Below are 21,109 nucleotides of genomic sequence, written 5' to 3'. Positions count from 1 at the left end.
CACCGCTTACTGAAATAAGCGGTGCGATTTTCACAAGGCGTATGAAAATAGGTTATTTACGTGTGATGTTGTTTGCTTTTGGTTGAGCAATTGGAGACTGCTCAGCAAAGTATTTCACAACAGCATCAACATCTGGCACGCTGTAAACAGGATCTTTACCTTCTTTCAGCACAGAGAAGTTGCTACCACCTGTTGCTAAGTATTCGTTAGCCACAACACGGTAAGTTGCTTTCATATCTACTGGTTTACCGTCAATTTTCATTGATTCAACAATAACACGGTTACCATTAGAGGCTTTGCTATCCCATGTGTACTGGAAGTTGCCTGAAACCGCTAACACTTGTGGACGTGAACGATCCCATTGTTGTTCTAACAGGCGTTTGATTTGCTCACCCGTTAATGTTTGCGTTAATAGTACGTTAGAGAATGGCTGTACAGTGTAGATTGCGTTATAAGAAACATCACCGCCAGTCATATCAGCACGAATACCACCGCTGTTCATAAATGCGATTTGTGCACCACCCATATCTTTTGGTTTTGCAGTGTATAAATGCGCATCAGCAATCACTTGACCCAGTGCAGATTCACCCGCGTCATTCGTTTGCTTAGTTAAATTACCTTCTAACTTACCGATAATACGGTTAGCTAATGGGGTAGCGATTTTTTCGTAAGCTTCTAACAGTTTAGTGACTGCAGGATCTTTTTCATATTTGCGGTTATCAACCCAAATATTACGTGCTTCTACATCAACAACGTCTTTTGTGGTTTTGTCTAATTTCAGGTCGATACGCGTTAACATTGCACCGTTTGATTGTGCTGATGTCACAGAACGTCCGTTAATCTTACAGTTGTAAGCTTGGTGAGTGTGACCTGTCACAACGAAGTCAATCGCGGGATCTAATTGATCAACCACACCCAGTACTTTACCTGTAATACCATTACATGCGTTGATATTTACTGGACCACCATCACGACGCTGTGCTGCACCTTCGTGGATTAAGACACCAATCGCTTGAACACCCTGAGCTTTTAACTGAGGCACTAATGCATTGATCGTTTTTGCTTCGTTATGGAAACTTAGCCCTTCAGTCCCTTTAGGGGTGACGATTGCGGCAGTACCTTCTAGAGTGACACCGATAAAGGCAACAGGGATACCGTTAAATTCTTTGATAACATATTCAGGGAATAACGTTTTACCTGTTTCATTAACAGTTACGTTTGCTGATAAGTATTGGAAATCAGCACCTTTAAATTCAGTTGGACCTTGGCAACCTGTTACTGGATGGCAGCCACCGTTTTGCTTACGCAGTAACTCGCCCATACCTTTATCAAATTCGTGGTTACCCACAGACGTTGCTTCTAAGCCAGCCAATGATAATGCTTCGATAGAAGGCTCATCATGGAACATTGAAGATAACAGAGGGCTTGCACCCACCATATCACCCGCAGCAACAACGATGTTGTTCGGGTTATCTTTCTTCATTTCTTTGATTAATGTTGCCATGTGCTCAATGCCACCAGGTTTGTTAGGACCTGGCGCTTTCAGTGCACCATGGAAGTCGTTCATTGCGATAACACGCACATCAACAACATTAGCTTCGTCGTAGTTCTTTGCACAACCCGCTAATAAGACGGAGCTTACTGCCAGTGCAACGAGTTTATATTTATGGTTCATTTAAAATTTATCCCTAAGATCAAAATTCACGTTTCGGACAATCAATAACTTCGAAATCTTTGCTATAACAGATATAGAATTCATCTCGATTAATTTGAATTTCTTTATCCTTCAGTGATGGATTGTGTTCTTTTAAGAACTTAATCAATGCACTGTTTGAAGGACGGCCTTCTGGTAATACTAACGCTTCATACAACTCTTTCTGTTTACCAAAAAATGCATCTGGTGTATCAAATGCACATACGCCATGTTTTTCCCATTCGCCTTGTAGTAGATCGATACCAGGAGAATCACACAGATAAGGTTTGATAGCAGAGTATTCTAAAGGAGGTAAATCACCTTTACATAAACGAGGATGCTTGCGTATGTCTTTCCAATCACGACACTCTTCCCATGATTTACCATCACAGGTTTCAGCCCACAGCCCATGAACAATCCAGCCAAATTTGTTATCGGAGAAACACTGGATTTCAAATTTATCGTACTCACGTTTTGCACGATCTTTTTCATTGTCGTTATTTAAACGCTTAATGTTATTACTTTTATAATCACAAAAAGCGGGTGAGTAGTTAATCGCTAACTTAAAGTAATCTGTTGATGCTGTGCTGTTTTGACCATAGCGATCATTAGAAGCGATATAGTCGTAAGGTGCTGTTGGTGCATCGGGTAAAATACAAGATACACCTTCAACTAATTTAGCTTGAGGTTTTAATGGTTCTGTAATTTCAGGTGCTTGTGTTGCACATCCTGCTAGCACTAAAGCAAAAGCAGCAGGTAATAGCTTCATAAAGCGCATAAAATCCCCTTAAAGAGCAATAAATTTTACTCTCTTGGTTCAAAAAAAGGTAAGAAAAACCTGCCCTGAATGGGCAGGTTTAATCACTTATTTCTTCTCAGTTAAATCAATTTTGTAAATTGCAAAACCGATCTCATCATTTTCCACAAAGGTCATTGGATATTGAGCAAAATCTTTAATAAATGCAGCCGCTTTTTCACTTGGAGAAGTTTCAAAACGGACATCTAACGCTTTGTCAGTCTTAATAGGTAAGAATGACCAGTTGTTAGCGGCTTTAGTTGCAACTTCGCCTTTTTCTTTTGTTTGTTTAGCAATGTAAGAAGCTAAGATTGCACGGTTTTCATCTGGAGATGCAAACGCAATATTGGCTTCACCAGTACCTGCAAACTTACCGCCGTATCCACGGTAGTTATTTGTTGCGATCAGGAATGTTGCTTTAGGATCGATGGGTTTGCCTTCGTAAGTAACTTCTTTAATACGATTCGCATCTTTATTAATCACTTGGCAATCAACGTCATATTTAGCAGGTTGAGTTAGGTCAACTTTATAGTTCACACCGCTGATAGTATCGAAGTTATAAGTACGGAAACCATCCCAGTTGATCAGTTCTTGTGGTTTAGTTGAGTTAGGGTCAACTTGGTTCCACATACCTGCTGAACATTCTAACCACTCAACAACATCCGCACCGGTCGCTTTAACAACCACTAATGTGTTTGGATACAGATATAAGTCAGCTGCATTACGGAATGTTAAGTCACCTTTTTCAACTTCGACGAAGTCGGCTGGTGCGTTTTTACGGCCACCTGCTTTAAATGGCGCAGCTGCACCTAATACAGGTAAACCGTCTAAGTTTGGATCACCTTGAATAAAGTGTTTGGTGTAATCAACTTGCGCATCATTAACGATTTGTACAGTTGGATCACTTTGTACTAAGGCAAGATAGCTATACATATTAGCGGATGCTTTACCAATATGTTTACCCACGAAATCACGAGTACCTTGGTGTGCTTTTTCGATGATTTGCGCTAATTCAGCATCACGTTCAACTAATGCTTTTTTGTTTGCTTTATCAAAGATAGGACGCGCTTCACCTGTCGCTTCCGTCATCACCCATTTACCGCTGTCGTTATTGATAACCATATCAACGACACCTAAGTGATCACCCCATTGACCAGGCATAACTGCAGGAACGCCGTTTACAGTCCCTTTAGCAACATCAACACCTTTAATGCCTTCAAATTCTTTGCTTGGGAATACGCCATGAGCATGACCAAACATGATTGCATTGATGCCTTCAACTTCGCTTAAATAATAAACAGAGTTTTCAGCCATTGCTTTATACGGCTCAGACGCGAAACCAGAGTGAGGAATAGCCACAATCAGGTCAGCACCCTCTTTTTTCATTTGAGGAACGAATTTTTTTGCTGTTTCTGTAATATCGTTTACAACGACCTTACCATCCAGATTGGCTTTATCCCAGATTAAGATCTGTGGTGGAACGAAGCCGATATAACCAATCTTGATAGTGTGTTCTTTACCATCACGATCTTTTACTGGTGTATCAACGATGATATAAGGTGTGAAATAGTTTTTGCCTGTTTTCGCATCCATCACGTTGGCGTTGATGTAAGGGAATTTAGCACCAGCAATGGCTTTTTTCAGGTAATCTAAACCATAGTTAAATTCATGGTTACCAAAGTTACCGACTGTGTAGCCCATGGTGTTCATCAGCTGATGAGCTGGATGAGATTCGCCTTTTTCTAAGCCTTTAGCTGCTTGATAGTCAGCCAGCGGGCTGCCTTGGATCAAGTCGCCGTTATCAACTAAAATCGCATTGGTTGCTTCTGCTTTCGCTGCTTTAATTAAGTTAGCAGTACGAACATAACCAAACTGTTCTGTTGGTTTGTCTTTGAAGTAGTCAAAGTCGATTAAGTTACTGTGAACATCAGACGTCTCCATAATACGAAGATCGACTGTCGCAGCATTCACGTTGAATGCGACAAACATTGCTAATGTTGAAATTTTCAACACATTCTTAACCATTACACACCCCTTATATATTGGTTAACAGGAGAGCAAAATGGCTCTCCTTTGGTTACTTCTGTCAAACGGTAGTGCCTTTACTCGGACTAGAAGTACAGACGCATACCAGTTTCGAAGATATATTGTTTTTTATCTTCATATTTCGGGTTTTCGCTACGTGCATCATCGTATGCCATTTCAGCGAATAAACGTAAGTTGTTGTATTTAGATACCGCAAAACGTTTATCTACACCCACAGTATAGGTTTCTTTTTTGTAGTTGAATGTGTTGGCATCGCCATCACGCAGGTAGTAACCCGCATACATACCACTTTCAATACGATCCCAGTGCCATTTCACACCAACACCATATAAGTCTGCTTTCCAGTCGCCTTTAACAGAGTTCCAGCCACGTGGCGCTTGGTTTGAATACAATGCTAATCCTGGGTTTTTACCACGAGATTGACCATAGTCTAAACCGATAGAGAACTCACGACCTGGGAAGAAGTATTCCGCACCAAATGCTAAAATACTATTTTCAGGCGCTTTATCTTTATTTGGCCCTGAATTGTTTGCTTCACCTTTGGCTGCTGAGTAACCTGCGTCAAACTCTAAACCGAAAGTTGATTTATAAAAACCGACTAATGAATAAGCGCGAGTGATATCACCTGCAACTCGGCGACCATCTTCACCTGTTTTGCCTGTTACGGTACCCGCTAATTTAAAGCCTTCGTAACGGTTAGTTTCAATAAAGATAGTTTGTGGTAAACGCGTCATAAAGTTGTTTTTACCAACACCATTATAGTTTACATATTTACCATTAACGCTCGTTTCACCACCAGAATAGCCCACAGAACGACCTAATACATCGCTAAAGTAGAATACACCCGTGTTACCATAGCCGTAGCTTGATTTTTTTACCCAGTCAATTGGAATATAAGTACGACCAAACTGGATTTGACCATAATCACGATGAGAGAAGCCAACATAGCCTACACGGTTGTACATTTCAAAGTTTGATTTAGGGTTGTCACTGTTCGTTTTTTGCGTGTCTGAACCCCACTCTAATTTACCAAATACTTTGATATCGTTAGTCAGTTCGTGTGAACCGAAGAAACCGATACGGCTACCATCATCATTCATTTTCATTTCATGATTTTGGCTGGTCACTTGCGTTTTTAAACGGAACTGACCATTTACATCAAAACGTGTACCCTTATCGTTATACACGTTTACTGCGTTTGCCGATCCAGAAAGAACCAACAAACCCACCAGTGCTGCTAGAGGCTTCAAGCTTTTCATGATTAAAATACCCATCTATTTTCTATAGTTTTATGATTTCCTTTTTAAGGTTAAAAATAATACCGCCGTCTATCATTAACCCTAAATTCAGTTCAAAGAGCCGCCGCCACGGATCTCAAACAAGAAAATCGCTTTTACAACTGATCATTTTTATAACGACTATTATTACTCTACTTATTTTCTCTTATAGGCTTTCGTTTCCTTGACACAGAGATTTTCACCAATAAGACACAAAAATAATGTCCTCATTATATTTAAATAAGGGCATTGCTTTTATTTCTGTCAGGAAAAGAAATAGGTTATTGAGTTTTCGATGGCATGTTACTCAAAAAAAAGCCCTACTTTCGTGATGTAGCCCACAATTACACCAATGTGCATTTTCATGGTTACATACCCAAGTGATAGGCATCACAATTAAAGGTAAAGATACGTGTTTTTTGAACTTAATCAACTTTTTAAAAATAGCACTTTTTGATTTTTCTTTTATATTTCATTCCGTTATAAAACTCTTTTTTTTGCTGATAAAAAATTTATCTCCCTATTTAATATATTTAAAAGGAAGTATTAATTTTAACCACTAAATAAATAACACTAAAGATTTAAATCTTATTACTCCTAATTAATAATTTTTTATCTTTATATTTATTTCTTATTTAAATAAAAATAAAATTGAGTTTAAATACAATTTAACTAGTGATAACGAGTAGCACGCCATCATAAAGAGAATATTTATCTGTAAATATTAAAAAGAGAAGCATAAGAATACCAACCAATCACAATATCTAATCAATAGGAACAAATGACAATAAAACTCAATGAAACATTATTAAATCTAAACTATTACCATAGTTAATATAAAAAGCCTAATCGTGCTCTTTTAGCGATATTTGAAAAAAAAAGATCAATATTTGTGATCTCAATCACTCCATTAATTATGAAAAATACCTTCTTACATTTTCCTTATTTTGTGATAACTATCACATGAGAGCGTCAAGAACGTTTTTGTTTTGTAAATTAATGCGAGGATAAATCTGAAAGTGATTTCAGTTTGTAAATAAAAAAGAGTATAAAAATAAAATTTTGTGATTATTATCACATAATGGTTTATGCTAAAAATCATGTTATTTCATAATTAACATTCTTAATCAATTCAACCTAAATAAGAATAACACTCATTATCACCGAGTAGATTTGCTAATTATTCGTTTCAGCTTTTTTAGGCTTTTTATTAAATCACACTGTACAGATTTTCTTTTATGGGGATATTACCTTTTAGATACCCTCAACATTCAGTATCATAATGCGGTAAATAATGATTAAGGGGAATGTCAGATGCTGTGGTTTAAAAATATTTTGGTCTATCGCTTAAATAAAGAGATAGCACTGTCAATGGATGAGTTAGAACAACAGCTTGCTTCATTGGCATTCACACCTTGCAGTAGCCAAGATATGACCAAAACAGGTTGGGTTTCACCCATGGGGGATCGTGGTGAAGCACTTATTCATGTTGCAGGCAAACAAGTGATAATCTGTGCACGGAAAGAAGACAAAATTCTACCTGCTACCGTGATCAAACATGCCTTACAAGATAAAGTTGAAAAACTTGAAGGTGAGCAAGGTCGTAAACTGAAAAAAACAGAAAAAGCGACCTTAAAAGATGAAGTTGTTCATACTCTGCTTCCTCGTGCATTTAGTAAATTTTCACAAACATTTATTTGGTTAGATTTAGAAAAACAACTCGTTATTGTTGATTCAGGCAGTGCCAAACGTGCCGAAGACAATTTAGCATTGTTACGTAAAACCTTAGGTTCATTACCCGTCGTTCCACTGAATTTTAATGAATCTGTTGAATTAAAAATGACAGAATGGGTGCGCTCTGGAGAACTTCCAGCAGGTTTCACGTTGATGGATGAGGCAGAGCTAAAAGCGGTACTCGATGAAGGTGGCGTTATTCGTTGTAAGAAGCAAGAATTAGTTTCTGACGAAATTGCGACACATATTGAAGCAGGTAAGTTTGTCACCAAACTTTCTGTGGATTGGGAAGATCGCCTTCAGTTTATGCTTTGTGATGATGGTTCTATCAAACGCATTAAATTTAGTGAAACCTTACGTGAGCAAAATGATGATATTGATAAAGCCGATTTTGCCCAACGTTTTGATGCCGATTTCGTTTTAATGACGGGTGAATTAAGCGCTTTAATTGAACGAGTCATTGAAGTGTTAGGTGGCGAAGCCGAATAATAATATCTTCTTAAGAAAACAGCCTATCATTCACGATGTATAGGCTGTTTTTTTATCTAATAAAAATAAAATTTATTTTTGAATTAAATAACGGATAGTTGGACCATCTTGTTGAATATCCAACACGGTATAACCGTAGTTTTTTGCATCAAGTGGGATATTGTTGATTGATTGAGGGCAATCACTCACTACTTCTAATATCTCGCCTTTTTTCAGTGATGGCATCGCTTCAAGCGTTGCTACTGCAGGGTAAGGACAAGGCTCACCGACCATATCTAGACGATAATCAGGAACAATGGTGTCTTTCTGACTCATGCGATTTCCTTATTAACTTGTGTTGAAATAGCGTTTTGTTGTTGTGCTTTTTTACGGAAAAAGTGTTTTTCCCACCAAAGTAATAATGCAAATGACAAGCCAAGCATCAGATACGTCACACCCAATCCCCCCACGGGGCCAAAGGTATCCAGTAAATTAATCTTGTCATAATCTGTTGCAATCACAGAGGCAAAGTCATCCCAATAATAAGCCAGTAATGTTGAACCGATTACATTACCCAATCCAACCCACCAAAAGTGAATTTGCCCTTCAACGGCACGATACATCCAGCCCGTTTCACACCCACCAGCAAGAACAATACCGAAACCGAAAAGTAAACCCCCAATAACAGCATTCGGACCCGCCCACATAATTTTGGGTGCAGCACCTAATTGGACATAACTGAAGATCCCAATGGCACTCACCGCCATACCGATGATAATCGCTTTTGCCATATGGGTTCTGCCTGTGATCCATAAATCACGAAAAGCAGAAGTAAAACAGATTTGCGCACGTTCAATTAAAATACCAAAACCAATACCGCCTAGCATGGCAAAACCCAGCTTTGGTGAATCAAAAAGAATAATTAAAGACCACGCAATCATGGCAAAAAAGATAACCATGCCCAATCTAAAACGACGCTTTGCACGTTGTTTATCTTGAGTAATTGGTGAGGCTTGGCTGACTTTTTGCAATTTGACGGGAATGCGGAATAGAGGCATTAACGACAATTTAGCACCAAAATAGGATCCTATCGCCGTTGCAACGGCAAAGAACCAAGCATGCAAAGAGAATTGAGGAATACCGGTAAAGAAAGCAGCAAGGTTACACCCCATTGCTAGACGAGCACCAAAACCAGCGATGATGCCACCTAGAACGGCTTGAAGAATGCGAATTTTATGTTGAGGGTGACGAAGTTTGACGTTGTTGGCCCAAAGAGCAGCCATAATACAACCGCCAAACATTCCGATAATCATCACACCATCAATACGCGTTAATGGCGTACCTTCAAGACCGATGATTTTAAAGTAACCCCATTCTTCAGGGTGAGCGCCAAACCATTGCATCACGTGGCCACCCCAGCGAGTAAACTCACCCGTGACAGCCCAAAAAGTGCCGGTTAAACCAAAATAATAAGTTGATAAGATACCTGCCGCAATAACGGCTGGAAGAGGCTTCCAAAAGCGGATCAAGTACTGGGATTTAAATTCTGACCAAGACATGTTTTTTCCTAGAGCTTACCTCTACGAGAGACACTCTCCACGCAGTAGGATTGGGCGAACATGTTACTCCGATAATTTTTTTATCAAAGAGTCAGTATCCAGATAAATGAAGGAAATTTGCGTTATAACAAATTTTTTGTAACAACGAGGAAACTTCCCCCACTTATAAATCGTCTGATCATGCAATCTATAAGTGGGAAAGAAATCATTAGCAAATACGAGGTAGTGGTTCGTTATAAGGTAAGTCAAGAATACGGCTAGTTCCGAAAATTCCTGTTAATCGAATATAATTATCTTCAGTAACTTCACCAATAGTACAAGCATCTTTACCTAAAGTATGTTGATGTAACGCTTCAAGTACTTGAGCTTCAGCTTCTGGTGATACCACTAAAACAATTTTGCCTTCGTTAGCAAAATTCAGTGCCTCAAGCCCTAATAATTCACAAACGCCACGAACAGATTGTTTCATTGGCAATTTACTTTCATGTACATTCATGCCACAACCACTGGCTTGAGCAAATTCATGTAAAATGGCTGTCACTCCGCCTCGTGTTGCATCACGTAATGCACGAATACCCTTAATTTGGCGTAAAGGCGCAATCATTGGCTCAAGAACAGCACAGTCACTTTGTAGATCGGCTTCTAACCCTAAATTTTCACGAAGATTCAAGATTGTTGCACCGTGATCGCCAATAGTACCGCTCACTAAGATCTTATCACCCGCTTTAATATTACTGGCAGCCCAATTAATTGCTGTTGGAATAACCCCAATACCCGCAGTATTGATAAAGATCTTATCCGCAGCACCACGAGGAACCACTTTCGTATCCCCTGTCACAATTTGTATTCCTGCTTGTGCTGCTGCTTTCGCCATCGCCATGACAAGGGTTTCGAGGGTTTCAAACGCAAGCCCTTCTTCAAGAATAAAACCACATGAAAGATAACGAGGCACCGCACCACCAACAGAAAGATCGTTAGCCGTACCGCAAACTGATAATTTACCAATATTTCCACCAGGGAAAATAATGGGATCGATGACATAGCTGTCTGTACTAAATGCAAGACGATCACCAAGCGTTGTTAACTCATTTAATGTGATCCGCGCTTGATCTTCTTTTTCATTTAATAATGGATTATCGAACGCTTTTAAAAATAGGCCTTCGATAAGTTGTTGCATTCCTTGCCCACCATTTCCTTGGGCTAAGGTGATTTCATCAGGTTGTTTCATATATTACCTTCACGGCGATACTGATAATAAGCCGCACATGCACCTTCTGATGATACCATCAAGGCACCCAATGCCGTTTCTGGTGTACAGCTTTTACCAAAGAGTGGGCAATCAGAAGGTTTGCATCGTCCAGTTAATACATCCCCACAGCGAGATTGTGGATTATCGGCAACTTTCTGCGGTGCGGGAGTAAAACGTAATTCAGCATCAAATTCAGAATAAGCGGGTGTTAATTGAATACCTGACATTGGGATTTCACCCAGTCCACGCCATTCACTGGTTTCTTTTAACATAAACACTTCACTCAGTGCTTTTTGAGCCAACTTATTACCTTCATTCGGGACAATGCGACTATATTGATTTTCAATACTTAAAATATAATCTGCATTTTCTGCTTTTGCTTTAAGCTGTTTAATGACCATCAGTATAGCTTGTAATAGGTCTAATGGTTCAAACCCTGTCACCACAAAAGGCTTTTCAAATTCATCACATAGTGGTTGATATGGCTTACAACCAATCACCATACTCACATGCCCTGGTGCAATAAACCCGTCAATACGCACATCATCTTGCTCTAGTAAGCAGCGTAAAGTTGGCACAATAGTAATATGCTGGCAAAACAGAGAGAAGTTTTTAAGCCCGCGCAATTTGGCTTGTTGTAGCGTCATTGCCGTACTTGGCATTGTCGTTTCAAAACCTAAACCAAAAAAGACAACTTGCTTATCTGGATTATCTTGTGCAATTTTGAGTGAATCAAGTGGTGAATAGACAATACGAATATCATTGCCACGACGACGTGCATCAAGCATTGAGCCATGACGACCCGGTACTCTCATGGCATCACCAAAAGTACAGAAAATCACGTCAGGGCGAGCTGCAATTTCTAAACAGGCATCAATTCGCCCCATCGGTAATACACAAACAGGACAACCCGGTCCATGAACAAATTCAATTTCGTCGGGTAATAAGCGGTCTAGCCCAAATTTAAAAATGGCATGTGTATGCCCACCACAGACTTCCATAATTTGTAATGGACGCTCAATAGGATGAGGCCATTGTGAAATAGTTTCACGGATTTGGGCGAGTAAGGCTTTCGCAAGTTCGGGATCACGAAATTCATCAACGTACTGCATCATCAGCCTCTTCTAGGGTCACACCATAAACATGCTGTAATGCATCAAGGGTATCTTGTGCTTCTTGCTCATCAAGAATACTCATCGCAAATCCCACATGAATAAGTACCCATTTACCTAATAATTCACGCGGTTCGCCTTCACATACCATCGAAATATTAACAGCACGTTTTACACCACTGACTTCGGCATAAGCAAGTTGGTGGACGTCTTCGCCCACCTCAACAATCTTAGCTGGAACACCTAAGCACATAAACGACTCTCCAGCCAAGTTAACCACTCTTCCATGCCTTCACCTGTTGTTGCAGATAACGCAATGATTTCGATATTGGGATTAACACGGCGAGCAGATTCAATGCAGGCTTGAACATCAATATTCAGATGTGGGACTAAATCCATTTTGTTGATAATCATTAAATCAGCCGCAGCAAACATATGCGGGTATTTCAGGGGTTTATCTTCACCTTCCGTGACAGAAAGAATAGCCACTTTATGCTTTTCACCCAGATCAAAACTTGCAGGGCAGACTAAGTTTCCTACGTTTTCAATAAAGAGAACGCTGTTATCTTGTAAGCCTAATTGGTGTGTCGCATCATGCACCATTTGTGCATCAAGGTGACAGCCTTTACCTGTATTCACTTGGATCGCCGGCACACCTGTTTCGCGGATACGATCCGCATCATTAGTGGTTTGCTGATCGCCTTCGATCACCGCGCAAGGCACTCGTTGCGCTAACTGTTTTAATGTCTGTGTTAATAGCGTCGTTTTACCAGAACCAGGACTTGAAACTAAATTCAATGCCAATACATTTTGTTGTTCAAAATGTTCACGGTTATGGATAGCAATGCGGTTATTTTTATCCAACACATCCATTTCAATTTTCAGCATACGCTTTTGGCTAATACCTGGAGCATGTGTTCCAGCCTCACCTTGGCCATAGTGCATATTCTGATTTTCAATCACTGGGCTAAATTGCTCTTCGTGCTCATGATCGTGATTGTGATCGTGGTTATGAGAATGTGAATGCTCATGGCTATGATCGTGACTATGAGCATGGTCGTGACTATGAGCATGGTCGTGACTATGAGCATGGTCGTGATCATGTGAATGATGATCGCCATGTCCATGATGATGTTCATGGAATACTGGGGTTTCGTTTAGCTGTGTATCGTTATGAAAATGAAGATGGACATCACCACTGTTATGATAATAGTGGTGATGAACGATGATAGGCTGACCATGTGTTTCGTAGTTATGCTTATGCTTTTGTTCAGACTTATCAATGTATTTATGAACAGTATTCGCTGGAGTAGCATTGTGTTCATGATGATGATCATGCCCATGATGGCCGTGATCATGATGATGACCGTGGTCGTGATGATCATGGTCATGAGAGTGATGATGGTGGTGCTCATGTGAATGAGGCTCTACGCCTTCAATTCTGACATTGCCTTCGCCACAACCGCAAGTGCTACACATATTCTGACTCCTGTACTATTCAATAAGAAGAATGTGACTCTGTGTCGCGTAAAATTTCTACACTATGATCTTAACTGACCACGGAAGAGAGAACGACGACTTAAATCAACTTCTGCTACGGATTGTGTCTGAACAGGAAGAGAAAGAGCCATTTTCACACTATTTTCAACTAACTCCACAGCATGTTCCGCTGTTAAATGTCTATCAAGTGGCGACATTAATGAACAAGCAAGGTACTGCATGCCACCTGCAAGCTCACCCACAACGAATTTAATCTGACCACAAGGTAATTCTAACCCAATGCGATCCCCGACTTTTCGATGTGGCCATTCTTGCGAAGGTCCAGGAAAGACAACAAGTTCTAACATCCAAGGAGTAAGAACAGCACCAATCCACTGATTTTCAAATAAGGTAAAACCGCCCGCTTTGACAGGAACACCTTCGCGATAAAAAGGAAGCCCTTTCATCTCTTTATCAGCAATTTCACTAAAACGTGTTTCAAGTTGCTCAACAGGCGGTTCTTCGTATCCCAGGATATCCCAGCTTAATTCACTCATGCTGTTACCTCTTTAGGTGTGACAGAAATGCCATATTCACGCAAAATATTCACGACATGTTCTAGTGCAATTTCCATTGATTTCTCACCGATGTCAGACAGCGACATACTTGGCTCTAATGATGCTGGCTCAATTCCGACTAAAATCAGTTTACGAGGGAATTCATCTGTCATACGCAGTGCCATTAACACATCAGATAAGCCTAGCTGATGAGGTGAGATCTTTTGTGTAAAGAGTGCGGGAACATCATCATCATGTAATATAAAAATACTGCCTGGCTCATGATTGCTTCTTACTGCATCAATAACAATCAGGAGATCTCTTGCAGCGATATCTTGCAAAATTTCCATCCCTGATGTGCCGCCATCAATAACATCGACGTTCTCTGGTAAAGAGAAGCGCTCTTCGAGCGCTTCTACTGTACGAACACCAATGCCTTCATCGCTTAGTAATAAATTACCAATACCTAAGACGAGAGTTCGCATTATAATACCTTCACCTTACTTAGTTCTTTACCTGTTAAATCAACCATATGCACAGCACATGCCATACATGGGTCAAAGGAGTGGATCGTTCTTACCACTTCTAATGGTTTTTTCGGATCAGCAACAGGTGTACCCACAAGTGATAACTCATAAGGACCCGGTTCATCATTAAAGTTACGAGGTCCCGCATTCCATGTTGATGGAACAACGGCCTGATAGTTAGTGATTTTACCGTCTTTAAACACGATCCAGTGAGATAACATACCGCGAGAGGCTTCTTCAAAACCAACACCACGATACTCTTTACCCGGTTCAAATTCTGGTTTAATAAAGGAAGTCGTATCGCCTCGTCCAATATTATCAACCAATGATTTCCATAAGAAATTCAGAGAATCTTGTAATACGCAAGCATGAACAGTACGTCCAATAATACGTCCCCAAGTTGACTCTAACTGCTCATTAACCAGTGTTTCACCTGTTAATTTAGTATAGATTTCATTAACTTCATTATAGTGCTTAACAGTACCTTCATGCTTACCTGCTAAACCACATACTAACCACGCTAATGTACCGACTTCGACAGGTTTACCATAGAATGTTGGTGATTTAACCCATGAGTATTTATTGTTTTCATCCCACCCCGTGTATTTAGGGCGAGTTAAACCTTCCCATGGTTTTAAGGGTTCATCATCTTCATACCATGCGTGCTTACCACTTTCTTCGATACCGTCTTTTAGATTCTGATCTTTCCAGTCTTTAATGGGGCGATATGTAGAGAAATCGATTCCCTCCATATAGCCACCAGAAAGTAAGAACTCTGTGTTATTACCATTAATGGGTAACTCAGGTACTGACAGATAGTAGTTAGCGCCTTTACCGATTTTTAACCATTCTGGGTAATATGCAGCAAAAATAGCAGTATCGACTTTATAAACTTGTTCAATAAAATCACCAAGATTATCGATAAAGTGCTTCACATACATTAAACGTTCTAAGTTAAGAACACTTGGTGCATCAAGATTAATTGGGTTAGCAACGCCCCCCACAGCCAAGTTTTGAATGTGAGGTGTTTTACCACCAAGAACAGCAACGATACGGTTAGCATCACGCTGACATTCAAGCGCTTGCAGATAGTGAGCAACAGCAATCAGGTTCACTTCTGGTGGCAATTTCATGGCGGAGTGACCCCAGTAGCCATTAGCAAAAATACCTAATTGTCCGCTATCGACTAAACCTTGAATTTTCTTCTGAACTTTTCTGAATTCTTCCGCAGAGTTTAATTGCCATTTAGAAACCCCTTTCAGCATCGCGGATGCTTTTTCAGGATCTGCTTGCAATGCAGAAGTAATATCAACCCAGTCCATCGCAGAAAGCTGATAGAAATGAACGATATGGTCATGAAGAATATGAGAAGCTAAAATAATGTTACGGATATACTGCGCATTGACAGGGATATCCATACCTAAAGCATCTTCAACAGCACGTACTGAGGCAATCGCGTGAACGGTCGTACAAACACCACAGATACGTTGCACGATAATCCATGCATCACGAGGATCGCTTCCTTTTAGGATCTCCTCCATTCCGCGCCACATGGTACCGGAAGACCAAGCCTTAACAACTTTTCCGTTATCAATTTCACAATCGACGCGTAAATGCCCTTCAATACGGGTAATAGGATCAATAGTAATGCGTTGGCTCATGATTTAACCTCAGCCTTTTTTAATTGTATATTTGAATCTGTTTGTGCAGGTAAAACCGGCAATAAACGGATAATAAGAATGTAAGCAGTTACTTCAAATGCAACGAAACCAATAGAAATCAGCAATTCACTTGCTGTTGGGAAATAGTGGTAACCATTACCTGGATTGTAAGCAACTAAAGAGTAGTTCATACGCCACATTGCTGCGCCAATTAAGATAAATACAGCACAAACAAACAGCATTCTTGGACTACGGCGGTTATTATTTAAATGCATCAAAATAAGAGGAAGTAATAATAATGCACTTTCAGCAATGAATAACCACGAGAACATATCCCCATTTCCGATATAACTCAGTTTACCGTTCCAAATAATTTCACCCCAACGACATACCAAGAATGCAATCAGTAACACTTCGATCACTTTAGTTAATTTGGTAAATAGCGGTGTTTCATCATCATTCATCGTACGACTTGCTTTTAGCAAAGAGCCTTCAAAAATAACGATGGTGAAACCAAGGAGAAAGGCGGTTAACAGAGAAAACAGCGGTAACATCTCATAAGATTGCCACAGTGGATGTACTTTCCAACCTGCTGAAATCATTAATGATCCCATTGAAGATTGGTGCATGGTTGGCAGTAAAGCACCAAGACCAATAATAAAGAACATCGCTTTATTAAGACGTTTCAACGACACTTTCCAACCTAAACGCTCTAATAACGCAGGTAAGAATTCTAATGCCATCACCATAATATAGATGGTCATACAGGTCGCTGTTTCAAATAACACTGAGTTAACGTTAAAGTATTGCGGCATAAAGAAGTGAGGCATGTTCCAATAACGACCAATATCAATAGCAATGGATAAACCACCTAATGAATAGCCGAACAAGCTCGCTAATAATGCAGGGCGTACTAATGGGTGAAACTCCCCTTTATTAAAGACATAAACAGCCCATGCAAGTGCCCAACCGCCACATGCAAAGCCTGTTCCTATCAATAAGTCAAAGGCAATCCAAATACCCCAAGGATATCCCCCATTCAGATCAGAGACATCGCCCAGACCAAATACCAAACGCTTACCAATAAGAATAAAACCGAGCACAGCAAGCGGTAAAAATACTCTTACTGCTAGAGTAAATAACTTACCGCCAAGTGGACGAGGATCATGACTCGACATCGTTATCCTCCTTGTGGTGTTCCTGCTCTTGTTTTTTACTATTACGGTTAACCAAATAGGTGATCCCTGCAAGGGCTGCTATTGGTAATACCATGCCTTTGTAAAGCGTATGCTGAATATGTTCAGAACGTGCACCCGTTGATAATGGCGCCACGTCTGGCATTCCTAAATTGTCAAAAGGAACAGCAGAAAGTACCATGACTTGCGTACCGCCACCTTCGAACTCACCATAGATATGATCTTGATATTCAGGAATTTTATGAAGATAAGTATCGCCACCACTAATGGTTTGACGTGGATAATGATATTCTTCACCCGCTTTTTTCGCTAAACGACGTTTTGCTTCTTCAAGCAACTCTTCGCGTGTACCGAAAATAACAGCACCAGTAGGACAAACTTCAACACAGCCTGGTAATAAGCCTTTATCTAAGCGCTCAACACCTTTTTGGTTACAAAGCTCACATTTATAAAGCTTACCAAAGGGATCGTCATAATCGTATTTTGGAATGTTATAAGGGCATCCCACCATACAGTAACGACAACCTGTACAGATATCCGCGTGATAATGGACAATACCGGTTTTTGGATCTTTGGTTAACGCAGAAACAGGACAAACAGAAACGCAGTTTGCATCCACACAATGCATACATTGTTTCTTAATAAAGGCATAACCGTTTTCCAGTTGGTCTTTATTTTCGCCAGTACCATCACGCCAAATTTGAATAATGTTATTTGTGTAAGGACTTAATTTGTCATTGTTTGACCAAATCGGATCACCATTCGCGTAAGTATCACCACGCTCCATTGGCTCCGGGTGATTAATTTCCTGACATTTTGTGACACATGCTTGACAGCCTACACACAGTGTAGAGTCGTAGAGCATACCGAGAGACCCAGGAATTGGGGGACGGTTCTGCGCCGCAGCATGACTCGCAGTGGGCGCCATTCCCGCAAGGAGAACCCCACCTGATGCCAGCTTAAAGAAATGACGCCTATTCACCGTTTATCCTCCTGTGAGGCTCCTGTGGCATTCTTGTCACGGCCTAATTGACGCACAGCCATCACACTGACACCCGCAACCGCCCCCACAACAGCACCCAGTAAGCCAGCAGCCCCATAAGAGACTCCACCACCTTCTTTTGCATTAACATCAGGTACTTGCGCTTTTGGTGTTGGCTGATAAACATTCGCTAATTGGAAAATACCTTTCGTAAAGCCGATACCTTCCTCGTTACAACCATAGCAAGGGTGACCGATACCCACAGGCCAGATCCCACCACCAACATCGCAGAATTCTAATGTTGGGCAGTTACCATAAGTTTCAGGGCCTTTACAGCCTAAATGATATAAACACCAGCCTTGACGATGACCTTCATCACCAAATTCTTTAGCAAAACGACCCGCATCAAAATGAGGACGACGTTCACAGTTTTCGTGAATTAAGCGCTCATAAGCAAAAAGCGGTCTGTTTTTGCTATCTAACTTAGGTAATTTATTGAAAGTAATAATGTGTGCAACAGTTGCTAAGAAGTTATGTGGGTTTGGCGGACACCCTGGAATATTGATAACGGTTTTACCCGGTAAAATAGCTTCCAGTGATTTAGCGCCTGTTGGGTTGCCTCCAGTAGCAGGTACCCCACCCCATGCAGAACATGAACCAATAGCAATAATCGCAGCAGCGCCTTCAGCGGCTTCTTTGATATGCTCAAGAATTGGCTTTCCTGCAACCATACAGTAAACACCGCCGTCTTTGTCTGGGATCGAACCGTCAACAACGAGGACGTACTTACCTTTATATTTCTCCATTGCATTGTGTTTATTTTCTTCAGCTTGTTCACCAAAAGCTGAGGAAAGCACTTCGTGATATTCGAGTGCGATAACATCAAGAACGAGGTTTTCCAGAGTCGGGTGAGTTGCGCGTAATAAAGACTCCGTACACCCAGTACATTCCTGAGCACCAATCCAAATAACAGGTGGACGTTCAGGTGATGCCATTGCTTCTGACATTTCTGCGGCAGCTTTGCCGCTTAATCCCATGGTAGCTGACAACGCAGCACACAATTTCATAAAATCGCGTCGGTTAATACCATGATGGGAAAAAACATTATTCCCCAAGGCCATATATCTCTCCTGATATGATGATTTTTTAATTGGAATAATTTAAAACACCGCCTTTTTAACACTCCGACACAATAATGACTTGATCATTATCAAGCGATAATCCATTAAAAAAGAAATTATTCCTTTATGTGAGTAAAAACGTTTCAGCAATATAAAGTTTAATGCACAATTTTTATATATTTCGCCATTTTAAATTTATTAAAATACTATTTAGTAACGATAATATAAATGAAAATAATTATCATTATCTCATAAAGACATAATTTAATGGAATTAAAATAATTGTTAATCAATAACTTACAATAAACACAAAAAACAACCAAATTATAAGACAATATATTTAAAATAATACAAAATTAATAATTCATTATTTCTAATTTCTAATAAAAATTATTAAAAACGAATTCAAATATATTTTTTAATTATAATGATGACTCTTTTTTTCATATTATCAACCTTTACATTACATCATAAATAATGTTAAAAATTGCATTTCATAAACAAGAAATGATTACATTAATATATTTAATTTCAACTCATTTTTATTACCAACTTATTCACTCTTCTTTTGTTATTAAATTTTAATCACCGTAATAATGGTTATTTTATAGTCAAATATTAACCTCTTTTTCTTATCATTTTTCATATAGTTATAAGTATATTCGTTTTTAGAATAAGAAGTTCACTTGGTATAAAGCCGTTATAAAATGAAATACAGAGTAGTGTGAGGTAACATCAAAAAGATGAGATCGTTAATAATTACTAATTAGTACATAATGGTAATAATTTTATTACGTTATCTTATAACATATCGAATTTATAGCGAAATTAACGCAAATAAAATTTAATGTTAAATCCATGTTGTTTTGTGGATAAAAAAAACACAATTTTTCGATAAATAATCCCCAAAAAGTGTCAATTCTTTTTTTTTGTAAGAATAGATAAAAGAACTGGCCATAAATCTAAAAATCTGAAAAATGCTTTGTTAACTGTTTGTGTTTTTTGATCAGGCAAAGGTTCGCAATAATGGATCATAAACTGAGAATAAGTATCAAGATGGGGTACATCAAAGTACACACTGAAACACTAAACTTAGAAGCAACAGTGACAAAAAATATAACAAGCAAAATAAAAAAGCCATAACACCGAAATGTTATGGCTTTTAAATTTATTAAAATAATAAAATGCTATGTGTAGTTCTCTGCCTTTCACGTTTTATTGTACTCACCTCTTATCAAGGATAAGGGGTGGTTTGAATAAGTAAATAAAATTTACTTATCAGAAATTGGAATGACTGAAAACAACGGTCTACCTGGTGCAATAAAAAAATAAGTATCCAAATGTGGATAAGCTTAGATAATAAATAAATTAGGCGTTTTAACTCGTTACAAAATATTTCAATTTGTAACTTGAGTGCATTATATCCAATAAGATTTTTTGCGCAAGTCTTTTTACACTTAAATCAAATACACATAAAGACATTATAAATCACAAGGTTATAGCTAAATTTAACTTTAAAAACTCAATGTCAAAAAATCTAAAAATGAAGAGTTAATGAATATTAATGTTAGAGGCTTTCAAATAATGATATCTACTTAGCATTAATTGATTCAGCCTACCATTACTCAATAAACTTAATTAATTATTTATTC

At 39.2% G+C, this 21,109-nt stretch carries 17 protein-coding genes; 1 reads left to right on the top strand and 16 read right to left on the bottom strand.

The window, feature by feature from the left end:
• Positions 1 to 52: 52 nt before the first annotated feature.
• From SB028_RS03420 to SB028_RS03405, 4 genes are all read right to left on the bottom strand, one after another.
• Positions 53 to 1,675 (bottom strand): bifunctional metallophosphatase/5'-nucleotidase, encoded by a 1,623-nt coding sequence (locus SB028_RS03420; RefSeq protein WP_069368614.1) that lies wholly within the window; start codon positions 1,673 to 1,675, stop codon positions 53 to 55.
• 19 nt (positions 1,676 to 1,694) lie between these two features.
• Positions 1,695 to 2,471, bottom strand: coding sequence for a ribonuclease T2 family protein (locus tag SB028_RS03415; RefSeq protein WP_069368615.1), 777 nt, complete (start codon positions 2,469 to 2,471; stop codon positions 1,695 to 1,697).
• An 87-nt stretch (positions 2,472 to 2,558) separates the two neighbouring features.
• Complete coding sequence (locus SB028_RS03410) at positions 2,559 to 4,514, bottom strand: bifunctional 2',3'-cyclic-nucleotide 2'-phosphodiesterase/3'-nucleotidase (RefSeq protein WP_069368616.1); 1,956 nt, start codon at positions 4,512 to 4,514, stop codon at positions 2,559 to 2,561.
• 86 nt (positions 4,515 to 4,600) lie between these two features.
• Positions 4,601 to 5,794 carry a porin gene (locus SB028_RS03405; RefSeq protein ID WP_248620011.1) on the bottom strand — a complete coding sequence of 398 codons (1,194 nt, stop codon included), beginning with the start codon at positions 5,792 to 5,794 and terminating at the stop codon, positions 4,601 to 4,603.
• Positions 5,795 to 7,126: 1,332 nt separating this feature from the next.
• On the opposite strand from SB028_RS03405, the gene rdgC reads away from it, so the two are divergent.
• The gene (rdgC, locus tag SB028_RS03400; RefSeq protein WP_069368618.1) at positions 7,127 to 8,035 is read left to right on the top strand and encodes a recombination-associated protein RdgC; all 909 of its coding nucleotides are present in this window, start codon (positions 7,127 to 7,129) and stop codon (positions 8,033 to 8,035) included.
• Between the two features lie 72 nt (positions 8,036 to 8,107).
• On the opposite strand, the gene yedF is transcribed toward rdgC, so the two are convergent.
• The 12 genes from yedF to hybO form a co-directional block, all read right to left on the bottom strand.
• Positions 8,108 to 8,350 carry a sulfurtransferase-like selenium metabolism protein YedF gene (gene yedF, locus SB028_RS03395; protein ID WP_069368619.1) on the bottom strand — a complete coding sequence of 81 codons (243 nt, stop codon included), beginning with the start codon at positions 8,348 to 8,350 and terminating at the stop codon, positions 8,108 to 8,110.
• Entirely contained in the window at positions 8,347 to 9,573 is a 1,227-nt protein-coding gene (gene yedE / locus SB028_RS03390; protein ID WP_069368620.1) for a selenium metabolism membrane protein YedE/FdhT, read from the bottom strand. The genes yedF and yedE overlap by 4 nt, the downstream gene beginning before the upstream one ends.
• Before the next feature lie 208 nt (positions 9,574 to 9,781).
• On the bottom strand, positions 9,782 to 10,801 hold the full coding sequence (gene hypE / locus SB028_RS03385; RefSeq protein ID WP_069368621.1) for a hydrogenase expression/formation protein HypE: 1,020 nt from the start codon (positions 10,799 to 10,801) through the stop codon (positions 9,782 to 9,784).
• Positions 10,798 to 11,934 carry a hydrogenase formation protein HypD gene (gene hypD, locus SB028_RS03380; protein WP_069368622.1) on the bottom strand — a complete coding sequence of 379 codons (1,137 nt, stop codon included), beginning with the start codon at positions 11,932 to 11,934 and terminating at the stop codon, positions 10,798 to 10,800. Before hypD ends, hypE begins: the two co-directional genes overlap by 4 nt.
• Positions 11,921 to 12,187, bottom strand: coding sequence for a hydrogenase maturation factor HybG (gene hybG, locus SB028_RS03375; RefSeq protein WP_069368623.1), 267 nt, complete (start codon positions 12,185 to 12,187; stop codon positions 11,921 to 11,923). The genes hypD and hybG overlap by 14 nt, the downstream gene beginning before the upstream one ends.
• Positions 12,178 to 13,413 carry a hydrogenase nickel incorporation protein HypB gene (gene hypB / locus SB028_RS03370; protein ID WP_069368624.1) on the bottom strand — a complete coding sequence of 412 codons (1,236 nt, stop codon included), beginning with the start codon at positions 13,411 to 13,413 and terminating at the stop codon, positions 12,178 to 12,180. The genes hybG and hypB overlap by 10 nt, the downstream gene beginning before the upstream one ends.
• A 62-nt stretch (positions 13,414 to 13,475) precedes the next feature.
• Positions 13,476 to 13,970, bottom strand: a complete 495-nt coding sequence (hybE, locus tag SB028_RS03365; protein WP_069368625.1) for a hydrogenase-2 assembly chaperone — start codon at positions 13,968 to 13,970, stop codon at positions 13,476 to 13,478.
• Positions 13,967 to 14,455: a HyaD/HybD family hydrogenase maturation endopeptidase gene (locus SB028_RS03360; RefSeq protein ID WP_069368626.1), complete on the bottom strand. Its 489-nt coding sequence runs from the start codon at positions 14,453 to 14,455 to the stop codon at positions 13,967 to 13,969. Before SB028_RS03360 ends, hybE begins: the two co-directional genes overlap by 4 nt.
• A complete protein-coding gene (hybC, locus tag SB028_RS03355) occupies positions 14,455 to 16,158 on the bottom strand; it encodes a hydrogenase 2 large subunit (RefSeq protein ID WP_069368627.1) in 1,704 nt (567 codons plus the stop codon). Before hybC ends, SB028_RS03360 begins: the two co-directional genes overlap by 1 nt.
• Positions 16,155 to 17,336: a Ni/Fe-hydrogenase cytochrome b subunit gene (gene hybB, locus SB028_RS03350; protein ID WP_069368628.1), complete on the bottom strand. Its 1,182-nt coding sequence runs from the start codon at positions 17,334 to 17,336 to the stop codon at positions 16,155 to 16,157. Before hybB ends, hybC begins: the two co-directional genes overlap by 4 nt.
• Positions 17,323 to 18,336, bottom strand: coding sequence for a hydrogenase 2 operon protein HybA (hybA, locus tag SB028_RS03345; protein ID WP_069368629.1), 1,014 nt, complete (start codon positions 18,334 to 18,336; stop codon positions 17,323 to 17,325). The genes hybB and hybA overlap by 14 nt, the downstream gene beginning before the upstream one ends.
• The gene (gene hybO / locus SB028_RS03340; RefSeq protein ID WP_069368630.1) at positions 18,333 to 19,457 is read right to left on the bottom strand and encodes a hydrogenase 2 small subunit; all 1,125 of its coding nucleotides are present in this window, start codon (positions 19,455 to 19,457) and stop codon (positions 18,333 to 18,335) included. Before hybO ends, hybA begins: the two co-directional genes overlap by 4 nt.
• Between the last annotated feature and the right edge of the window lie 1,652 nt (positions 19,458 to 21,109).

Origin of the sequence: Proteus vulgaris (assembly GCF_033708015.1) — a bacterium.
Taxonomy (GTDB): domain Bacteria; phylum Pseudomonadota; class Gammaproteobacteria; order Enterobacterales; family Enterobacteriaceae; genus Proteus.
This window is presented reverse-complemented; position numbering and strand designations above follow the sequence as displayed.